At 70.2% G+C, this 17,234-nt stretch carries 15 protein-coding genes and 2 pseudogenes; 8 read left to right on the forward strand and 9 right to left on the reverse strand.

Translation table 11 applies throughout. The annotated features are described in order from the left end of the window. Position 1: 1 nt before the first annotated feature. Positions 2-886: a radical SAM protein gene (locus FB465_RS00375; protein WP_211785685.1), complete on the reverse strand. Its 885-nt coding sequence runs from the start codon at positions 884-886 to the stop codon at positions 2-4. A 1,233-nt stretch (positions 887-2,119) separates the two neighbouring features. Between FB465_RS00375 and FB465_RS00380 the strand changes: the two genes are divergently transcribed. Continuing rightward, entirely contained in the window at positions 2,120-3,340 is a 1,221-nt protein-coding gene (locus FB465_RS00380; protein ID WP_145786579.1) for an erythromycin esterase family protein, read from the forward strand. Positions 3,341-3,465: 125 nt separating this feature from the next. Here FB465_RS00380 and FB465_RS00385 read toward each other — a convergent pair whose 3' ends face one another. Both FB465_RS00385 and FB465_RS00390 read right to left on the reverse strand, forming a co-directional pair. Continuing rightward, positions 3,466-3,726 (reverse strand): hypothetical protein, encoded by a 261-nt coding sequence (locus FB465_RS00385; protein ID WP_145786580.1) that lies wholly within the window; start codon positions 3,724-3,726, stop codon positions 3,466-3,468. Further along, the gene (locus tag FB465_RS00390) at positions 3,719-3,919 is read right to left on the reverse strand and encodes a hypothetical protein (protein WP_145786581.1); all 201 of its coding nucleotides are present in this window, start codon (positions 3,917-3,919) and stop codon (positions 3,719-3,721) included. Before FB465_RS00390 ends, FB465_RS00385 begins: the two co-directional genes overlap by 8 nt. A 469-nt stretch (positions 3,920-4,388) precedes the next feature. Between FB465_RS00390 and FB465_RS00395 the strand changes: the two genes are divergently transcribed. Beyond that, complete coding sequence (locus FB465_RS00395) at positions 4,389-5,765, forward strand: FAD-binding oxidoreductase (protein WP_145786582.1); 1,377 nt, start codon at positions 4,389-4,391, stop codon at positions 5,763-5,765. A gap of 182 nt (positions 5,766-5,947) precedes the next feature. On the opposite strand, the gene FB465_RS00400 is transcribed toward FB465_RS00395, so the two are convergent. Then, complete coding sequence (locus tag FB465_RS00400) at positions 5,948-6,976, reverse strand: saccharopine dehydrogenase family protein (protein ID WP_145786583.1); 1,029 nt, start codon at positions 6,974-6,976, stop codon at positions 5,948-5,950. Positions 6,977-7,087: 111 nt separating this feature from the next. On the opposite strand from FB465_RS00400, the gene FB465_RS00405 reads away from it, so the two are divergent. Both FB465_RS00405 and FB465_RS00410 read left to right on the forward strand, forming a co-directional pair. Continuing rightward, a complete protein-coding gene (locus FB465_RS00405; RefSeq protein ID WP_145786584.1) occupies positions 7,088-8,077 on the forward strand; it encodes a helix-turn-helix domain-containing protein in 990 nt (329 codons plus the stop codon). Between the two features lie 534 nt (positions 8,078-8,611). After that, positions 8,612-8,929: a hypothetical protein gene (locus tag FB465_RS00410; protein ID WP_145786585.1), complete on the forward strand. Its 318-nt coding sequence runs from the start codon at positions 8,612-8,614 to the stop codon at positions 8,927-8,929. A gap of 108 nt (positions 8,930-9,037) precedes the next feature. Here FB465_RS00410 and FB465_RS00415 read toward each other — a convergent pair whose 3' ends face one another. Beyond that, complete coding sequence (locus tag FB465_RS00415; protein WP_145786586.1) at positions 9,038-9,472, reverse strand: hypothetical protein; 435 nt, start codon at positions 9,470-9,472, stop codon at positions 9,038-9,040. Between the two features lie 307 nt (positions 9,473-9,779). Between FB465_RS00415 and FB465_RS00420 the strand changes: the two genes are divergently transcribed. Then, positions 9,780-11,480 (forward strand): FAD-dependent monooxygenase, encoded by a 1,701-nt coding sequence (locus tag FB465_RS00420; RefSeq protein WP_246192424.1) that lies wholly within the window; start codon positions 9,780-9,782, stop codon positions 11,478-11,480. Between the two features lie 136 nt (positions 11,481-11,616). On the opposite strand, the gene FB465_RS00425 is transcribed toward FB465_RS00420, so the two are convergent. After that, positions 11,617-12,057: an Lrp/AsnC family transcriptional regulator gene (locus tag FB465_RS00425; RefSeq protein ID WP_145797046.1), complete on the reverse strand. Its 441-nt coding sequence runs from the start codon at positions 12,055-12,057 to the stop codon at positions 11,617-11,619. 91 nt (positions 12,058-12,148) lie between these two features. Here FB465_RS00425 and FB465_RS00430 point away from each other — a divergent pair, with 91 nt between their 5' ends. The 3 genes and pseudogenes from FB465_RS00430 to FB465_RS00440 form a co-directional block, all read left to right on the forward strand. After that, on the forward strand, positions 12,149-13,069 hold the full coding sequence (locus FB465_RS00430) for an SMP-30/gluconolactonase/LRE family protein (protein WP_145786588.1): 921 nt from the start codon (positions 12,149-12,151) through the stop codon (positions 13,067-13,069). Positions 13,070-13,215: 146 nt separating this feature from the next. Further along, positions 13,216-14,049: an ammonia-dependent NAD(+) synthetase gene (nadE, locus tag FB465_RS00435; RefSeq protein WP_145786589.1), complete on the forward strand. Its 834-nt coding sequence runs from the start codon at positions 13,216-13,218 to the stop codon at positions 14,047-14,049. Between the two features lie 53 nt (positions 14,050-14,102). After that, a pseudogene (locus tag FB465_RS00440) lies at positions 14,103-14,912 on the forward strand (IS630 family transposase); the annotation flags it as partial. A 47-nt stretch (positions 14,913-14,959) separates the two neighbouring features. Here the strand turns inward: FB465_RS00440 and FB465_RS37645 are convergent. The 3 genes and pseudogenes from FB465_RS37645 to FB465_RS00455 all read right to left on the reverse strand — a co-directional run. Beyond that, positions 14,960-15,121 (reverse strand): annotated as a pseudogene (locus tag FB465_RS37645) (IS630 family transposase); the annotation flags it as partial. 39 nt (positions 15,122-15,160) lie between these two features. Beyond that, positions 15,161-16,444: an MFS transporter gene (locus tag FB465_RS00450; protein WP_145786590.1), complete on the reverse strand. Its 1,284-nt coding sequence runs from the start codon at positions 16,442-16,444 to the stop codon at positions 15,161-15,163. 29 nt (positions 16,445-16,473) lie between these two features. Beyond that, positions 16,474-17,058, reverse strand: coding sequence for a winged helix-turn-helix domain-containing protein (locus tag FB465_RS00455; RefSeq protein ID WP_145786591.1), 585 nt, complete (start codon positions 17,056-17,058; stop codon positions 16,474-16,476). Positions 17,059-17,234 lie beyond the last annotated feature (176 nt).

A 17,234-nucleotide genomic window follows, 5' to 3' on the forward strand; every position in this document is an offset into this window, starting at 1 on the left:
CCTACTCCTCCGCCTCGCCGCTGTGACCATGAGCCGCCGGAGGATCGACGAGGTACGACAGACACTGGGACAGCACGAGTACCCGCCGTGCCGGACACCCCTCGTTCACCTCGCTCGGCCGGAAGGAACCGTCGTAGAGGTTTCCGTAACCCACGGGCACGGACGCGCACCTGCGGACGTCGCCGGTCACCATCACCTTGAACGAGGACACTCCGGCCGTGCACGCCTGGCCCCGGAACGACATCAGCCCGTCGAGGTAAGAACGGTTGAACAGGTATTCGCCCGAGTTGGAAAGAATCAGGCGCTTCTGCTCCTCCGTGTAGCCCTCGGGATATCGAACTCCTCCATGAACGCCCTTGAAAACCTTGACCTGAACACGCGTCACCCCCAGCGACCTCAGCCTGTCGAGATCCTCCGCGAGGCGGCCGAGCAGCGGAGGGTAGAGAACGTACAGGGCCGTGACGTCGAATCCGCGCTCATCCAGGTGCAGATAGTTTCTCGCGTAAGCAGCCAATTCCAACCCCCGGCGCTCACGTTCCGGCATGTGCACGGCGGCGGTGATCCTCGCGACCCGGTTCGGGTCCACGAGTTTCGAGAAGCTCTCCACATCGCCGGAAGCAAGGTTCGTGTTGATGCTGATGAAATGATGCTCTGTCAACCCAACACACAGATCGACGAAACGCGGGAACATGAACGGCTCTCCGCCGGACATGTGCACCAGGCAGGTCTTGCCGAGCTCGTCGAATCTCCGCTTCACCAGCTCCGGAGAGGGCTCGTCCAGGTACTTCCGGTTGAGAACATAACGGATCTGGGGATGGCAGTATTCGCAGAAGAAGTCACATCGGTTCGTCAGATGCCAGTCGAACTCCAACGCCCAGGAAGGCACATTCTGAATGGTCGAAGAGACCCGCACACAACCCCCTGATCCAGACTGATGGTTCATCTCGAAGGACCAGACGTCCATCAGTGTGGCGGACGCATGCACCGGAGGCCAGAGTGCCTCCCATATTGGCTCGTTCTCGATACGGCATGATCCATTTCGAGGTGACATTCACGTTCCATGAGGGATGCCCCAGAAGTCAGCACGGCAGCCCGGCCGGTAGCCCACTCACCGGCGGCAAGCGCCCGCGCGGCCGGGCAGATGCTGTACCGAGCCGATGCGCCAGCGATGGCGACCGCGCAGGCGCAACCGAACGCGGTCGGCACCTGGAGAACCTGCACCTCGACGCTGTCCACGTCCGAGTCTCACCCGCGTGGACCGAAGCCGGCCAGGACGCCCTCGCCTGGACGAAGGAACAGCACCTGGAAGGCGTCACCATGAAGCGCCTCGACTCGCCCTACCTACCCGGCGCACGCTCCCGGGACTGGGCGAAGCAGAGCACCTCAGCATCTCGGCCGTGACCATCGGCGGATGGCTCCCCGGCGGACCCACCGCCGCCACCGTCCGCGCTCTGCTCGTCGGTGTCCCCACCGACCAAGGCCTGCTCTACGTCGGCCCCGTCGGCACCGGTTTCAGCATGGCCGAACGCCGGACCTCGCCGCGGCGCTGCGCCGCATCGACACCACCACCTCGCCGTTCACCGCGACACCCACCGGACCCGAGCGCGGCACCCACCTCCGCTACGTCCACCCCCAGCTGGTCGGCGAGGTGGAGTACCTCGAAGTCACCGAAGGGGAATGCTGAGGCACCCGTCCTGGAAGGGCGTCGGGACACATGCGTGTCTCTTACCTTGACCGCCTCCGAGCGCACCGGTTGAAGACGATGCCTCGCACGTGGTCGGCCGCCGCACGCTGCCTCTTGTCGACCGGGACCGCCGGGATCCCTGGAGTGCCAGGTGCGGGCCCGCGGCGGTTGATGGTGTCGATGTATTGATGACGGCGCATCGGGGCGGGGCGGGCGAGCCGGAATCACGTGGTGTGGCGGAGGCGGGCCCGCTCCTTCTTGATGTGGTGCACTCGCTCGGCTTCGCGCCCGCCCGTGCACCGTTGTGACAAGACTTCACGCCAAGGCCCGGCGGGCGGCGGTGACGGCCGGTACCCCGCGGGCCGACCCGGTCGCCGGGCCGGGCCGATCTCCTGACTTGACCTCAACCGCACTTGAAGTAGGAGTCTGGGAGGCATGGAAACCGACACCGCCGCTCCCCGGGCCTTCTTCCCTTCGACCACAGGGTCACCCGATCCTCAGCACGCCGACGCCGATGCCGGCCCGCTGTCCGACGCCACGCTCGATGAACTCGCCGAGAGGCTTGCCGCCGGGGCGACGATCGTCGGCATCGGGGAGTCCACCCGATTCTCCCGGGAGACCTTCGGCGTGCGGGACCAACTCTTGCGGCGGCTGGTCCGACACCACGGGTTCCGGGCGCTGGCCGTACAGGACAGTGCCGGCGTCGCCGCCGGCCTCGACAAGTACGTGCGCGGCGGCGAGGGTTCGGCCGAATCCGCGCTCGAGGGCGCCTGGCGTCCCTGGCGCACCGCCGAGATGGTCGCGGCATTGGAATGGATCCGGGCGTTCAACCGGGACCACCCGAACGACTCCGTCCGGATCTTCGGTGTGAAGCCCGCACAGGCCCGGCCCGAGGACTACGACGCCGTCCTCGACCACGTCCGTGGGTCGGCCCCGGAGCTCCTGGCGAAGGTGGCATCCCACCTGGATCCGATCCGGACCGCTCACCACACCGACGAGCACGTGCAGCGCGCCCAGGGAACGCACCCCGGACGCCCGTTCGCCGATCACGCCCGCGACGCGCTGGCGCTGATCCGGTCATGGCCCGGTGCCGACCATGACGAGGGCATCCTGGCGCGGATGCGCGGGATCGTGGACTTCCATGAACGCAGCGTCGCCGGGCGAGGCGACTACGCGGGCGACGCCGCAGTGTGGGCGGAGGCCATCAGCGACTCCCAGCGTCGGACCGGTGCGCGCGTGGTCTATTGGGACGGCATCGCTCACACCTCGGCGGTCGAGACGGTCCTGGGCCTGGCTCCCGGGCGTGGTCCGCAGCCCACCGTCGGCAGCCTGCTGCGCAAGCGTCACGGCACGCGGTATGTCTCCGTGGCGATCGGCTTCCATCACGGGGATCTCGGTGTCGCCGCTGTCCCGGAGCCGGCCGGGGATCTGATCGACGCGACGCTGGGAGAGGTGGATCTGCCCGCCCACTGGCTGGACTTGCGCCGCGACGCCGTACGCCGCCGGTGGGAGGGGCCGGCGAAGGTCCGCGTCATCAGCGGCGTCTACGACCCGTCCCGTGACACTGCCGAGCACATGACCGTCGCTTCCCTTGCCGACGCATTCGACGTCCTCGTCCACATTCGCCGGGTGTCTCCGGTGCGATGGCTGCCGTGAGCGGCACCCCGCCACCAAGGAGCCACCCACGGCTGGACCGTGGCGGGCCGACCACAGCGCTCGGGCCGACTCGGCCACCAAGGGGCCGACTGGGCCCGGGGACTGGAACTGACCCTGGTGAGAGGTCAGTCGACCTCGACGTAGGCGACGAGGATGATCGTGCCGAGCACCGTCGAGATGTACGCGATGCGAACACCGTCCTTGACGTACTCGCGCACCGGGCTGGCCGGCTTGCTCTGTACGCCGGCCTTTGGATTCAGCGCCAGAACCGTCAGGTGCGGGTCGAGGCGGGCGAGCGCGGCGTCGTCCATCTCCGCGATCTGCCGCTCGGCGACCTCGTGGAAGGTGATCACCGCCCGCCGCCGGGCCGGACCGGGCTCAGGCAACGCGCTGCTCGTCGGCGGTCTGAACCAGGCCACGCTCGACGCGGATGTCCTCCCAGGTGCGGCACTCGTTCAGGTCGACACCGCGGTCAGCCAGGTCAAGCAGGACATACGCGAGGGTAGGGTCCTCCAGCGCGGCGTCCCGCGCGGAGGCGCGCAGCCCCTCAGCCTCGGTGGGGTCGAACACGATGCGCATCGTTCCTCCAGGGGCTTCCAGTTGCCCGTCCCATGAGGCTAGCGCAATTGGCCCCGACACCAGAGGGGTTCAGCACCCAGCAGGCAGGCGACGGTCGCCTTGCAGGTCCTCATCGGTGAGCGCGAAATCCGTGGACGCCCGCCTGGAGCTCCTCCGCCGAGGACTTCGGCGATCGAGGTGATCGAGGTGATCGAGTGTTCGGCAGCATGTCTCGGGCTTTGCTCGCACTGTGTCATGGCGATAGCGGTTCTCAACGGACCGCACCGGCCCCGGCGCGCAGGGTAACCGGCCTCAACCGCGGCTCGGTGGTACGACGGTTGCGATGGCAGCCCGGCGAACGCAGGCGCACGCTGGACCATACGGGCGACTCGCACCGCGCCCTGTGCGTTCCTGGCTCACGCGCGCTCCATGAACGGCCACAGGACGCGGCGCCCGACGCCGAGGGCAGCCTGTGGCAAGGGAGATCGCGATGGACACGGCAACCTTAGAGTCGTTGCGGAGCGCGCTCCGCGGCCCGGTCATCGGGCCGGAACAGCCGGGGTACGACGAGGCCCGCAAGATCTACAACGCGATGATCGACAAGCGTCCGGCGGCCATCGTGCCGTGCGCGGACGCGGCCGACGTCATCGCGGCGGTCAACTTCGGCCGGGACAACGGGCTGGAGGTCGCGGTTCGCGGCGGCGGCCACAGCGGCCCCGGGCTCTGCCTGGTCGACGACGGAATGACCATCGACCTGTCTCGGATGCGCGGGGTCCGCGTCGACCCGGAGGCCCGGACCGCCCAGGTCGCCGGGGGTTCGCTGCTCGGCGACGTCGACCACGCCACGCACGCCTTCGGGCTCGCCGCCCCGGCGGGCATCGTGTCCACCACGGGTGTCGGAGGCCTCACCCTCGGCGGCGGCCACGGCCATCTCACCCGCAAGTACGGGCTCACCGTGGACAATCTGCTGTCGGCGGACGTCGTCCTCGCCGACGGCAGCTTCGTCACGACGGACGAGAACAGGCACCCGGACCTCTTCTGGGCACTGCGGGGCGGCGGCGGCAACTTCGGCGTCGTCACCTCGTTCACCTACCGGCTGCATCCGGTCGACACCGTCGGGCTCGGCCTGACGGTCTGGCCGGCCGAACGGACGCCCGAAGTCCTCAGGTGGTACCGCGAGTTCCTCCCCCAGGCACCGGAGGACCTGAACGGGTTCTTCGCGGTGCTGGTGATCCCACCCGGGCCGCCCTTCCCGGAGGAGCTCCACCACCGGAAGATGTGCGGCGTCGTGTGGTGCCACACCGGCGATCCGGACCGCACCGGTGAGGTTCTCGCCCCGGTGAACGATCCCGGCCCGCCCGCCTTCCACTTCACCACGCCGATGCCGTACCCGGCGGTGCAGAGCATGTTCGACGAGCTGATCCCGCCGGGGCTGCAGTGGTACTGGCGCGGGGACTTCTTCGACCGCATCACGGACGACGCGATCGACGTCCACGCCAAGTACGCGGCCAACATCCCGACCGAGCTCTCGACCATGCACCTGTACCCGGTCGACGGGGCCGCCCACCGGGTCGGGCCCGACGACACCGCGTGGGGCTTCCGCGACGCCGTCTGGTCCGGGGTCTACGGGGGCATCGACCCCGATCCCGGCAACGCCGGGGTGATCAGGGACTGGTGCGTCGGCTACTGGGAGGAGCTCCACCCACACTCCATGGGCGGCGCCTACGTGAACTTCATGATGGAGGAAGGACAGGACCGCGTCCACGCCACCTACCGCAACCACTACGACCGGCTGTCGCAGATCAAGCGGACGTACGACCCGGACAACCTCTTCCACGCCAACCAGAACATCAAGCCGGCACCGTAGCCCACGACCTCCCCGTCCAGCTGACCGGCAGTCACCACGGTGAGGGCGGATCCGGACCGACCCGGAACTGCGCAGCCGCCGGGGTGCGCGCCGCACCCCGGCGGTCGGTCGACGGTCGGTCAGCCGCTTGCGGCACAGTTGGCGCCACGTCACCGGCACGGCCCTTCAGGCCGGAGAGGAAGTCACGGACGCAGTTCCAGGGAGATGTGCGAGGACAACGCGCGGATGAAGTCGGGCGCATCGAAGATCTCGCCTGCGGAGGCGACGCCGACCGTCCTGGTCCGCCCCGTGAGGATGCGGTCGACCGCTTCCACCACGAGTGGCGCGGTGACGGCGTAGATGTCCTGACCCCTTGCCACGGCGCGCCGTTCAGTGTCGCCTGAGCGCACGACGACGTCGACGAGGAAGGTCTGCGCGGACCGCCCGCGTGCGTCGACCGCGGCCGGCGTCGGTGTGTCCGGGGCCGACACCTCCCTGGCCGCCTCGACCGTCATGTAGGTGCGCACTTCGGGGATGGACAGGTGGCTGGGAACAGTGACGACGTCGGCCATCGTGAACTCCCCGATGACGGCCCGGGGGCCCATCGGGTCGGGGAAGGGCCACTCCAGGGTCGGCGGGTTGTCCTGGCGGTGCTCCAGCCGCCCGTTCGTGTACACGACGCGTCCGCCGCCCCGCCGCTGGCGGGAGACCGCGCCCGCCGTACGCGTCCCGGCGGTGGGGTGCCAACTGCTCAGCCCGTACGCGATGTGCGCCTCGTCGGCCGCCGTCCACTCGCCCATCGCTGCGGTGACCAGCAGGTCCCCGAGGCCGCCGTAGAAGGCCATCGCCGGGACGATCACCACTCCTGCGGCGCGGGCGCGGTCGGCGAACTGCGTGAACGTATCGGCGTTGGCCTCGATCTCGGCCGCCACATCCACATACGGGATCCCGGCGCGTAGTGCCGCCTCGATCAGGGGGGCGGCCGTCGTGGCGAAAGGCCCGGCACAGTTGATCACGGCCGCCGCACCGGCCAGTGCGCGGTCGAGCGAGGCCGGGTCGTCGACCGACGCCGGGCGGGCGTCGAGTCCGGACTCGGACGCCAGTACGCGCAGCTTGTCGGCGTCGCGGCCGGAGAGGACCGGGACGAACCCGCGGTCCCGCAACTGCGCCACCACAAAGCGTCCGGTGTGCCCGTACGCGCCGAACACCGCCACCGTGAGTCCCGATCCCATGGGTTCTCCCCCGTACTCGAATGATCCGTTGCGATCTGTCACGGACATCCTGACGGGGGCGGGCACCCTGCCGCGAGTGTCTGGAACGCCATCACCCGTACAATTCCGGACATGGGAACTGTCGCACTGGCCGTCACCGACGGGATGCTGCATTTCGAGCTGTCCTTGGCGTTCGAGGTCTTCGGAGCCGACATGACCGACGTGGCGGACCCCTGGTACAGCGTCTCCGTCTGCGGGCCAAGTGCCGTGCGGGTCGGCCGGTTCCGGCTGGAGCCCGACCACGGACTCGACCGGCTCTCGCGCGCCGACACCGTGATCGTCCCGGGCTGGGCCGACGTCGACGAGGATCCGCCCGTCGACCTGGTCGACGCGATTCGCGTGGCCCACGAGGCCGGCGCACGCGTGGCCTCCCTCTGCACGGGCGCGTTCGTGCTGGCCGCCGCCGGCCTGCTGGACGGGCGGCGCGCGACCACGCACTGGGCGCACACCCGGGCCCTGGCCGCCCGCTACCCCCGGGTGACGGTCGATCCGGACGTCCTCTACGTGGACGACGGCAGTGTGCTCACCTCCGCCGGCAAAGCCGCCGCCATGGACCTCTGCCTGCACCTTGTCCGCCTCGACCACGGCTCGTCGATCGCCAATGCGCTCGCCCGCCTCCTGGTCGTGCCGCCGCACCGGGCGGGCGGCCAGGCCCAGTTCGTCACCACCCCGGTCCCCGCCCCGGACAACCACCCGCTCGCCGAACTCTTCCCCTGGGTGATCGAACGGCTGGACCATCCGCTGACCGTGGAGGACCTGGCCCGCCGGGCGCGGATGAGCTCGCGCAACCTGGGCCGCCACTTCAGGTCGGTGACCGGCACCACCCCACTGCAATGGCTGCTCACTCAACGGATCCGCCACGCCCAGGAGTTGCTGGAGACCACCGACGACAGCGTCGACACCATCGCGTCGGCCACCGGCATGGGCACCGCCACGACGCTGCGCCGGCACTTCAACCGCACGGTCGGCGTGCCTCCGGACACCTACCGCCGCACCTTCCGCTCGCGGACCCGCCCCGGCCCGAACGACAGCGGGCAACACCACCAACGCCCTGGGCCATGAGGAGCAGCCCTGCGGCGGCTCACCAGCGGGCAGTCACCACTCCGGAACCCACGGATCGTGCGGAGGGCGCGGCGTGCGCCGCGATCCGCGTCGTCGACCGGATCGAAGTCCACTGGGACAACTCTCCTGGCCGGACGTGCCGGACCACGGTATCCGGTGGACGTCGAGGTACGCCGCTCCACAGGTGATCCTGCATCACGACGGCACCGACTTCGAAAGTCCGCGGGGGGACCACCGCACGCTGTTCGTCCACACCGACGGCGAAGTGCGCGCCGCATGGCTTGCCGCGCAGGTGGGGCCGAGATCCTCCCTAAACCGGCACGACCACCCGGCCGTCGGCCACTGGATCTCGCGGCCCTCCCCACAGTCTTGAACATGTTCAAAATTACTGTCAGTATTGCGGCTGGGAAGCGGCGCCGCTACCGCGTGTGCGACCGTCCCGCCTGCGGGCTGCTTCGGCATGCCCGTCCGACGGCCCGCCACAGCGGCGTCCACGTCGGCCCCATGGCTTCATCCACACAGGGAGGGACCAACATGATCTTCGCCGCTCTGATCTTCCTGGCACTCGGGTTCGCAGTTCTCTGCGTACCGGCCGCCGCCACGGCCTTCGCCTCCGTGGCACTGACCACCAGACAGGCACGCTCGGTTCGCTTGGCAACTCTCGCCACCGTTGCGACGGTCGTGGCTGCCGGCTGGATCGCACTGCTTCGCGACACCTACATCTGGCCGCTCGCCGCAGTCGTGTCATTCGCCGTGACGATCACTACCGGCGCCACCTTCCTCGCCCGCGAGACCCGCGCCAAGCGCCGGCAGACCGTCTTGAACTGGCCCGCACCGACCGGCCCCAGCTGATTTTGCCGCCCCGTCGCCCCCGCCAAGCGCGAATGCGGGCAGGTGGGCGTCGTCGCCGCGAGTCCGGAGGCGGCCTGTCCGAGGCTCGAGTTCTGTTCGGCCCCACGATCAGGTGGTGTCGACAGCGGTCATGCCGTGCATGGCCAAGCCGGCCGCGCGTGCTGCTTGAAGGCTGTCGGTGAACGCAGTGCTGCGATCCTGCGGTGGCATGTCCATCAGGCCGGGCGGCCAGGTCCCGGGCGGAACGATGACCACGACGACGCCTTGGCGGGCCCGCGCTGCCGACAGCCAGCTGGGCGATACCTGGACGGGTGAGGTCGGTTCCCACACCAGGCGCCCACCGACGAACAGCATCCTGAGCAGCTGGTCGTCGCGCACCTGCAGCGAGGCGGTGGTATCCGGTGGCTCGCCGGCGGCCAGGGCGAAGCCGCTGTCGGTCGCGTCCTCGATCAGGCTGTCGAACAGTGCCGGGCCGACTTCCACGATGGCCTCGGCGAAGGGTGACCCTTCGTCCTCCTCGCGCACCACCAGCGCCCACACCATCGGTGCCTGCTCCTCGCGGCCACTTGACTCATTGGACATGCGTTGTCCAACGATTCGTCAGCCGTAGTGCATGCACCCCGTCCGGGATTTCCTCGACCACATGGGCGTGACTGACCGCTCCTACCAGGTGAGCGAGGAATCCAGGGTCGGGCCGGGACTCGGGGGTCGACGATCACGACCTGGCCGGCGCGGCAGGCCACGTCGCTCCCCGCCGCCGGCCCGGTGCCCGGCTCGCCGCCCTCGCCCCGTCGGCCGACCATGGAATGAGGGGACGGGACCGGCCGGGGCCGGACACCGGGAGGCATCCGTGGCGCACACTCGAACAACCGACGTACTGATCGCGGGCGCCGGCCCGGTCGGACTGAGCGCGGCCGCCGAGCTTCGCCGTCACGGGGTGCACTGCCGCCTCGTCGACCGGCTGCCGGAGCGCCTTCCGTACGCCAAGGCGGTCGGCATCCAGCCGCGCACCCTGGAGATCTGGGACCGGATGGGCCTGGCCCGTGCCGTCCTGGAAGCCGCCGTCCCGATGCGGGGTCAGCTGATCTACGTCAACGGCCGGGAACAGGCGCGGATCGACCTTGCCCTGCCGCCCGAGGTGCCGTACGGCTTCGCCGCGCTGCCGCAGTACGAGACCGAGCGCCTCCTGGAGGAGTACGTCGCGGGCCTGGGCACGACCATCGAACGCGGCACCGAGCTGCTGTCCTTCACCCAGGACGCGGACGGGGTCACCGCACGGCTGGGCACCGACTCCGGTGCCACCGAGGAGGTCCGGGCTCGCTACCTGATCGGCTGCGACGGCGCGCACAGCATCGTCCGCAAGGGACTGGGACTCGGCTTCGAGGGCGGGGCCTTCCCCGAGGAGTACATGCTGGCCGACGTCGAGGCCGACTGGGACCTGCCGTACGGGTACGGCGTACGCTCCAGCCACCGCGCCGACGACGGCTCCACCGACGACGTGCTGGTCTGCATCCCGCTGCCCGGCGCAGGCCGCTACCGCATGTCGATGCTGGTCCCACCCGAACTCTCCACCCACGCGACCGGCCGGGCGCCCGCGCGGGTCGACGGCGTCGCGCACGGCCTGGAAGGCAGCCGCGCCCCGGAGCTGTCCCATATCCAGGCCGTCGTCGACCGACTGACCCCCAGGCCGGCCGCCCTCTCCCGGATGCGCTGGTCCTCCGTCTTCCGCATCAGCCACCGGATCGTCGACCGCTACGGCGACGGCCGGGTCTTCGTCGCGGGCGACGCCGCCCACATCCACCCGCCCACCGGCGCCCAGGGCATGAACACCGGCATCCAGGACGCCTGCAACCTGGCCTGGAAACTCGCCCTCGTCGTTCGCGGGGAAGCCGGGCCGGGCCTGCTCACCAGCTACGACGCCGAACGCCGCCCGGTCGGCGAGGAGGTCGTCGGCCGGACCGTGCGGCACGCCACCCACGGCATCGAGACCGACCCGGACGACCCGCGGACCCTGATGCTCCGCGAGGCCCAACTGCTCGCCAGCTACCGGGACGGCCCGCTCGCCCGCAGCCCGTACGGGCCGGCCGACGCGCCCCAGCCCGGCGACCGGGCCCCGGACTGCGCCGACTTGACCGACCCGGTCGCCACTTACCCGCTGCGCCTGCTCGACATCCTGCGCGGCCGCACGGGCCACGTGCTGCTTCTGTACGCAGCCGACACCGCTGCCCTGGCCAAGGCCGCCGAAGCGGCTGCGGCTGCCGGGGTGGCGGAGCTGAGCAGCGGCAGTCCGGGCACCTCCGACGGTCCGGACCCTCGGCCCGGCCTGCAGACCATCGCCGTCCTCGCCCGCGAAGCCGCATCGACCGCTCCCGACACCCTGGACGTCCCCGGATACCGGGACGCGGCCGGGGAGTTCGCCCGGCTCTACCGCCCCGATGGCCCGACCGGCTTCGTCGTCCGCCCGGACGGGCAGCTCGGTGCCCGCTTCCCCCTCGCCGCCACCGCGGCGGCCCTGTCCGGCTACTTCACGGCCCTCTCCGCGCCGGCCTGAACACCCGAATCGGCCGTGCCGAAGGCCCCCACTCCTGCGGCCCCGCCTGCCTGGAACTCGACCTCACACCCCGTCAGCTGAGGATTTCCGTCACCGGCCCGGGCCCTGCCGTGCCCGCCTGGCCGAGCGAGGGCTGTCACGGCGCTGGGGACGGCGGGCGCTCGAAGAAGGTCTCCAGGACGACCGTGGCCTGGGTGCCGCTCACGCCGTCGATCGCGTAGAGGCGCCGGAGCACGTCCTGGAGCTGTTCGGTGGTGGTCGTACGCACCTTGACGAGCACCGACGCGCTGCCGGCGATGACGTGCGCCTCCTCGATCTCGGGGATGGCGGCGAACGCTTCGGCCGAATCTCCCATCCAGGCGGACGACTCGACCATCACGAAGGCGAGCACGCCGAGCCCGAGCTTCTGCGGGTCGACCTCCACCGTCGTACGGCGGACGATGCCGCGCTCCCGCAGCTTGCGCACCCGCTCATGGGTAGCGGCGGCGGAGAGCCCCACGGCTTTGCCGAGTGCCGCATACGCCTGTCCGGCGTCCTGCTGAAGCAGCGTCAGCAGCTCGCGGTCGGTGTCGTCCAGGTTCCCAGTCGCCATGGTGGAACCATACCTCGTTCTGCCATACTCCAGGGAATCGGAATCTCATTCGGCTGTTGACGATTGGATGTGGATGATGTCTGGCGAGATCGAGTTCGGGCTGTACGAGATCCTGGACAACCGCTTCCGCCGGTGCACCAACGGGGACTCGCGGCTGGAGCAGCTGTACGGAGACTGCCGCTGGGCCGAGGGGCCCCTCTACCTACCCGCCTGGCGCCAGCTCGTCTGGAGCGACATCCCCAACGACCGGATGCTGCGCTGGGACGAGGCCACCGGCCTGGTCGGTGTCTTCCGCTCCCCCGCCGGGCACAGCAACGGCAACACCCTCGACCACTTGGGCCGCCTGATCAGCTGTGAGCAGGGCAACCGCCGCGTCACCCGCACCGAGCACGACGGCACGATCACCGTCCTCGCCGACCGCTACCAGGGCAAGCGGCTCAACTCGCCCAACGACGCGGTCGTCCGCTCCGACGGCTCGATCTGGTTCTCCGACCCGGACTTCGGCATCACCAGCGACTACGAGGGCCACCGCGCCGACAGCGAGATCGGCGCCTGCAACGTCTACCGGATCGACCCGGACAGCGGCGAAGTCCACCTCGCCGCCGACGGCTTCGCCGGACCCAACGGACTCGTCCTCTCCCACGACGAGCAGCGGCTCTACGTCTCCGACACCCGGGCCGGGCACATCCGCGCCTTCGACGTCCGCGAGGACGACACCCTCGGCAACGACAGGGTCTTCACCAAGGCCGCCGACAGCCACTTCGACAACATCCGCTTCGACAGCGACGGCCGGCTCTGGGTGGCGGCCCTCGGCGACGGCGTCCACTGCTACGCCCCGGACGGCACCCTCATCGGCCGCCTCCTCATCCCCGAGCCCGTCTCCAACATCACCTTCGGCGGTCCGAAGTACAACCGCCTCTTCATCACCGCCACAACATCCCTGTACTCGCTGGTGATGTCGGTGACGGGAACCCACCGCGTCCGCCGTCACCCGTGACAGCGATGAACCGCCCCACACCGACGACACCCGACGGCATGGTGACCCCGAAGGTCCTGGCCGCGGACGACCCGTCGGCTTCACCGGCGGCCCCTCTCGTGCCGGTCTCCGGAAAACCCACCCCCTTCTGCCACCAGGGAGCCGTCATGCCCGAACCTCTGCCCGCCGACCTCCAGCGGGAGATCGCCCGTAGCCTCCGGGTGGCTCCCGTCCCCAGCGCCGAGCAGGAGGCCGAACGCCGGGTGGCGTTCCTGGCCGACCAGGTGCGGTCCGCCGGCGCGCGTTGTCTGGTGCTCGGCGTCAGCGGCGGGATCGACTCCACGACCACCGGGCGGCTGTGCCGGCTCGCGGTCGACCGGCTTCGCACCGCCGGGTACGAGGCGACGTTCTGCGCGATGCGGCTGCCCTACGGCGTGCAGGCGGACGAGGAGGACGCCCAGCTCGCGCTTGCCTTCATCCGGCCGGACCAGGTCCTGACGGTGGACATCAGGCCCGCGACCGACGCCGCAATCGACGCCCTGGCAGTCGCCGGCCTGGCCTTCGACGACAGCGCCCACGAGGACTTCGTCCGCGGCAACGTCAAGGCCCGTCAGCGGATGGTGGCCCAGTACGCGGTGGCGGGCGCGTCCGGCGGGCTGGTGGTCGGCACCGATCACGCCGCGGAGGCGGTCTGCGGGTTCTTCACCAAGTACGGCGACGGCGCGGCCGACATAATGCCCCTCGCCGGGCTCACCAAGCGTCAGGTACGGGCGATTGCCGCAGCGTTGGGCGCACCTGCGGCGCTCGTCCACAAGACGCCCACGGCCGACCTCGAGTCACTCGTACCCGGCCGGCCCGACGAGGAGGTGCTCGGCCTCGGCTACGACGCGCTGGACGACTTCCTCGAGGTGAGGCCGGTGAGCGAGGAGGTGTTCCGCACGGTGCTCGGCCACTACCGGCGGACCGAGCACAAGCGCCGCCCACCGGTCGTCCCTTCGTAGCGGCTCCGGAAGTGGCTGGTGTCCTGCGCCGGAGATCCGTCGTTAGCTCTTGTATGAGCCCTTCTCCGGACGTGCCGTTGCGCCGCCGAGGCCCCAAGCTGGAGCCGCTGCTCCTGTCCGTCCATGAGCGGACGGAGTTGGAGCGATGGACGCGGCGGGCGACATCAGCTCAGGCGCTCGCTTTGCGGTCGCGGATCGTTTTGGCGTGCGCGGGTCCGCAGGGTCCGCCAATCATCGGTGTCGCACGGGAGTTGGGAATCACCGCGGATACCGTGCGCAAGTGGCGGCGACGCTTCCTGGCCGAGCGGCTGGACGGTCTGGTCGACGAACCACGGCCGGGCCGGCCACCCACCATCGCCGTGGAGAAGGTGGAGGCGGTGGTCGTGGCGACCCTCGAGGAGATCCCGAAGAACGCCACGCACTGGTCCCGCAGTTCGATGGCGGACCGCAGTGGGCTGTCCAAGTCCACCGTCGGCCGAATCTGGAGGAAGTTCCAGCTCAAGCCCCACCTGACCGACACGTTCAAGCTGTCGACGGACCCACTGTTCATTGAGAAGGTCTACGACGTGGTGGGCCTGTACTTCAACCCGCCCGAGGGCGCCGTGGTGCTGTCGGTCGACGAGAAGTCCCAGATCCAGGCCCTGGACCGCTCTCAACCTGTCCTGCCGATAATGCCCGGCATGCCCGAGCGCCGCACCCACGACTACCTGCGCAACGGCCTGACCACCTTGTTCGCCGCCTTCGACGTCACCAACGGGCAGGTCATCAGCTCCCTGCACCGTCGGCACCGGGCCCAGGAGTTCAAGAAGTTCCTCATCAAGATCGACCGTGAGGTCCCCGACATCCACCTCATCTGCGACAACTACGGCACCCACCTGGGGCGCCCGCCCTTGTCAGCGCCGACCGGGTACGTGACCTCCGCGATCTTCGCCACGGGCATGCGCTGGGCGGACAGCAGCACCAGCTGGGCTCTCCGGCAGGTCACCACCGACCCGGCACCCCGGCGAACGATCCGCAGCAACCGTCTGCCCTCGTGGCCATTGATCTCCCGGACCCGCACGCGTTCAGCCACGTGATCATTCTGACCATCCGGTGCTGCCCGGCCCAGCACCTACATACTTGCCCCGGCGTCGCTCGTGCTGTCCATCCGGCGCCAGGCAGGGAAGGTCAGCGGGCAGAGCGTGATCAGCAGGTACGCCCCGCCGAGGAGCACGAGGGCCGTCGTCAGCCCGGCCCGGTCCACCAGGTAGCCGCAGGCGAGGCCGCCGAGCGGGGTCGCCAGCAGTACTCCCGCCGCCAGGACGCCCGTCACCCGGCTGCGCAGGGTGTCGGGCACGAGCTCGTACAGCACGGTCGAGACGATCGGGTTGAGGATCCCGGCGGCGACACCGGCGATGGCCAGCGTAATGCCCAAGGGCAGCAGGCCGGGCGCGAACGCCGCGACCAGCATGCGCGGGCTTCCGCTGACAATGAGGCAGCAGGCGTACAGCGACCAGCGGGGAAGCCTGGCCCCCAGCGCCGCGTGCAGCAGCGAGCCGCCGAGGGCGCCGGCCGCGAAGAGGCCGGCGAGCAGGCCGAGGTCGACCGACCCGCCGAGGTCGCGCTCAGCGTGCACGGGCAGCAGGACCGCGCTCCAGCCCTGGTCCAGGCCGTTGGTGACCATGAGCACCAAGGTGATGGCGAGCAGCAGCCGCTGACGGAGCAGGAAGGCAAGGCCCTCGCGCAGTTCGTCGCGGTACATGCGCAGGCTCACCGGGGGCCCGTCCCGTCGGGGGGCGGCGGCGGGGACACGCCGGACACCGAGGGTGACCAGCAGCGCCGAGACGCCGAAGGTCGCCGTGTCCAGGAGCAGGACCGGTCCCGCCCCGAACAGCGCGATCAGTACGCCGGCGGCCGAGGCGCCGAGCAGCCGGGCCCCTCTGGACGCACTTGTGTACAGGCTCATGGCCCGGGCGAGCGGGAGCCCGGCGTGATCGGCGAGATCAGGGGTGAGCACCTGGCGCGCGGTCTCTCCCGGCGCCTGGAAAAGCCCGTTGACCCCCATGAGCACACACAGCTGCCAGAACCGCAGGGCGCCTGCCCATTGGAGGAGCGGGATCAGCCCGATGGCCGTCCCGCACACCAGGTCCGACAGCACCGACGCGCGCAGGCGTCCGATCCGGTCGATCACCGGTCCGCCGGCGAGCGCCGACACCGCCAGCGGCAGCATCCCGCAGAAGGCCACCAGGCCGGCCCGGGAGGCGCTGCCAGTGGTCTGCAGGACGAACCACGGCACACCGATGCCGGCGAGGGCGTTGCCGGTGATCGAGACGAGGTTCGCGGTCAGCAGGGCGCCGAGCGGCCGCCGGTCCGGGGCGGTCTGGGCCTCGTCGGCCCGAGCGGGGGCGACGGTCATGGGTGTATCTCCGGGCGGTTGTCGGGGCGTCAGCTCTTCGGCAGGGGAAAGGCGTGCAGGTGGATGCGGACCGGGACGGCCTGGTCCTCGCCGGCGGCGGCCCGGTCGCGGAAGCTCTGCACGAGTTCGTGTGCTCGGCCGACAAGCTCCCGCGCGAGTTCGGGCGTCAGGCGCAGGTTGAAGTCGCTCATGTCCCAGCTGCGACGCCACTCCTCGGGCCAGTCGCCGGTGCCGGCGAGCCAGCCGCCGAGCTCCCGCGCGTGGACGGAGGCCACCTCGTTCAGGAACACACCCATGGCGCCGCGTACTTCGGGGTCGGGGTTCTCCAGGAACTCCTCGAGGCTGTCGAACCGGTGGCCGCGGTGCTCGGCCCGCCACCAGCGTTCACGGGCGGTGCCCCGGTCCGGATCCTCCGCGATGAAGCCGTGCGCGCCGAGCTGCCGCAGGTGGTAGCTGACTGAGGCGGATGACTCGCCGAGCCTGGCGGCGAGCTTCGTCGCCGTGGCCGGGCCGTCCTCTCGCAGCGCGGCGAGCAGGCGCATCCGCAGTGGGTGCGCAAGGCCGCGCAGGGAGCGGGCGTCGAGGCTGCGTACGGCGGGCTGAGGTTCCGTCATGATCGGCAGCCTAGCGATCGCCACCATTTCTTTGCAACGAAGTCTTTGCATGAAATGGGGTCGCCTTGACAGCCGTCGCCAAGGGGTGAACCTTCCGGGCACAGCACCGAGAGGTAGCCGGACGCCCCCGGCGGGGACTCTGACCATCCGGCGCCACCCGGCCCAGCACAACCGGG

This window comes from Kitasatospora atroaurantiaca (assembly GCF_007828955.1).
GTDB classification, from domain to species: Bacteria; Actinomycetota; Actinomycetes; order Streptomycetales; family Streptomycetaceae; genus Kitasatospora; species Kitasatospora atroaurantiaca.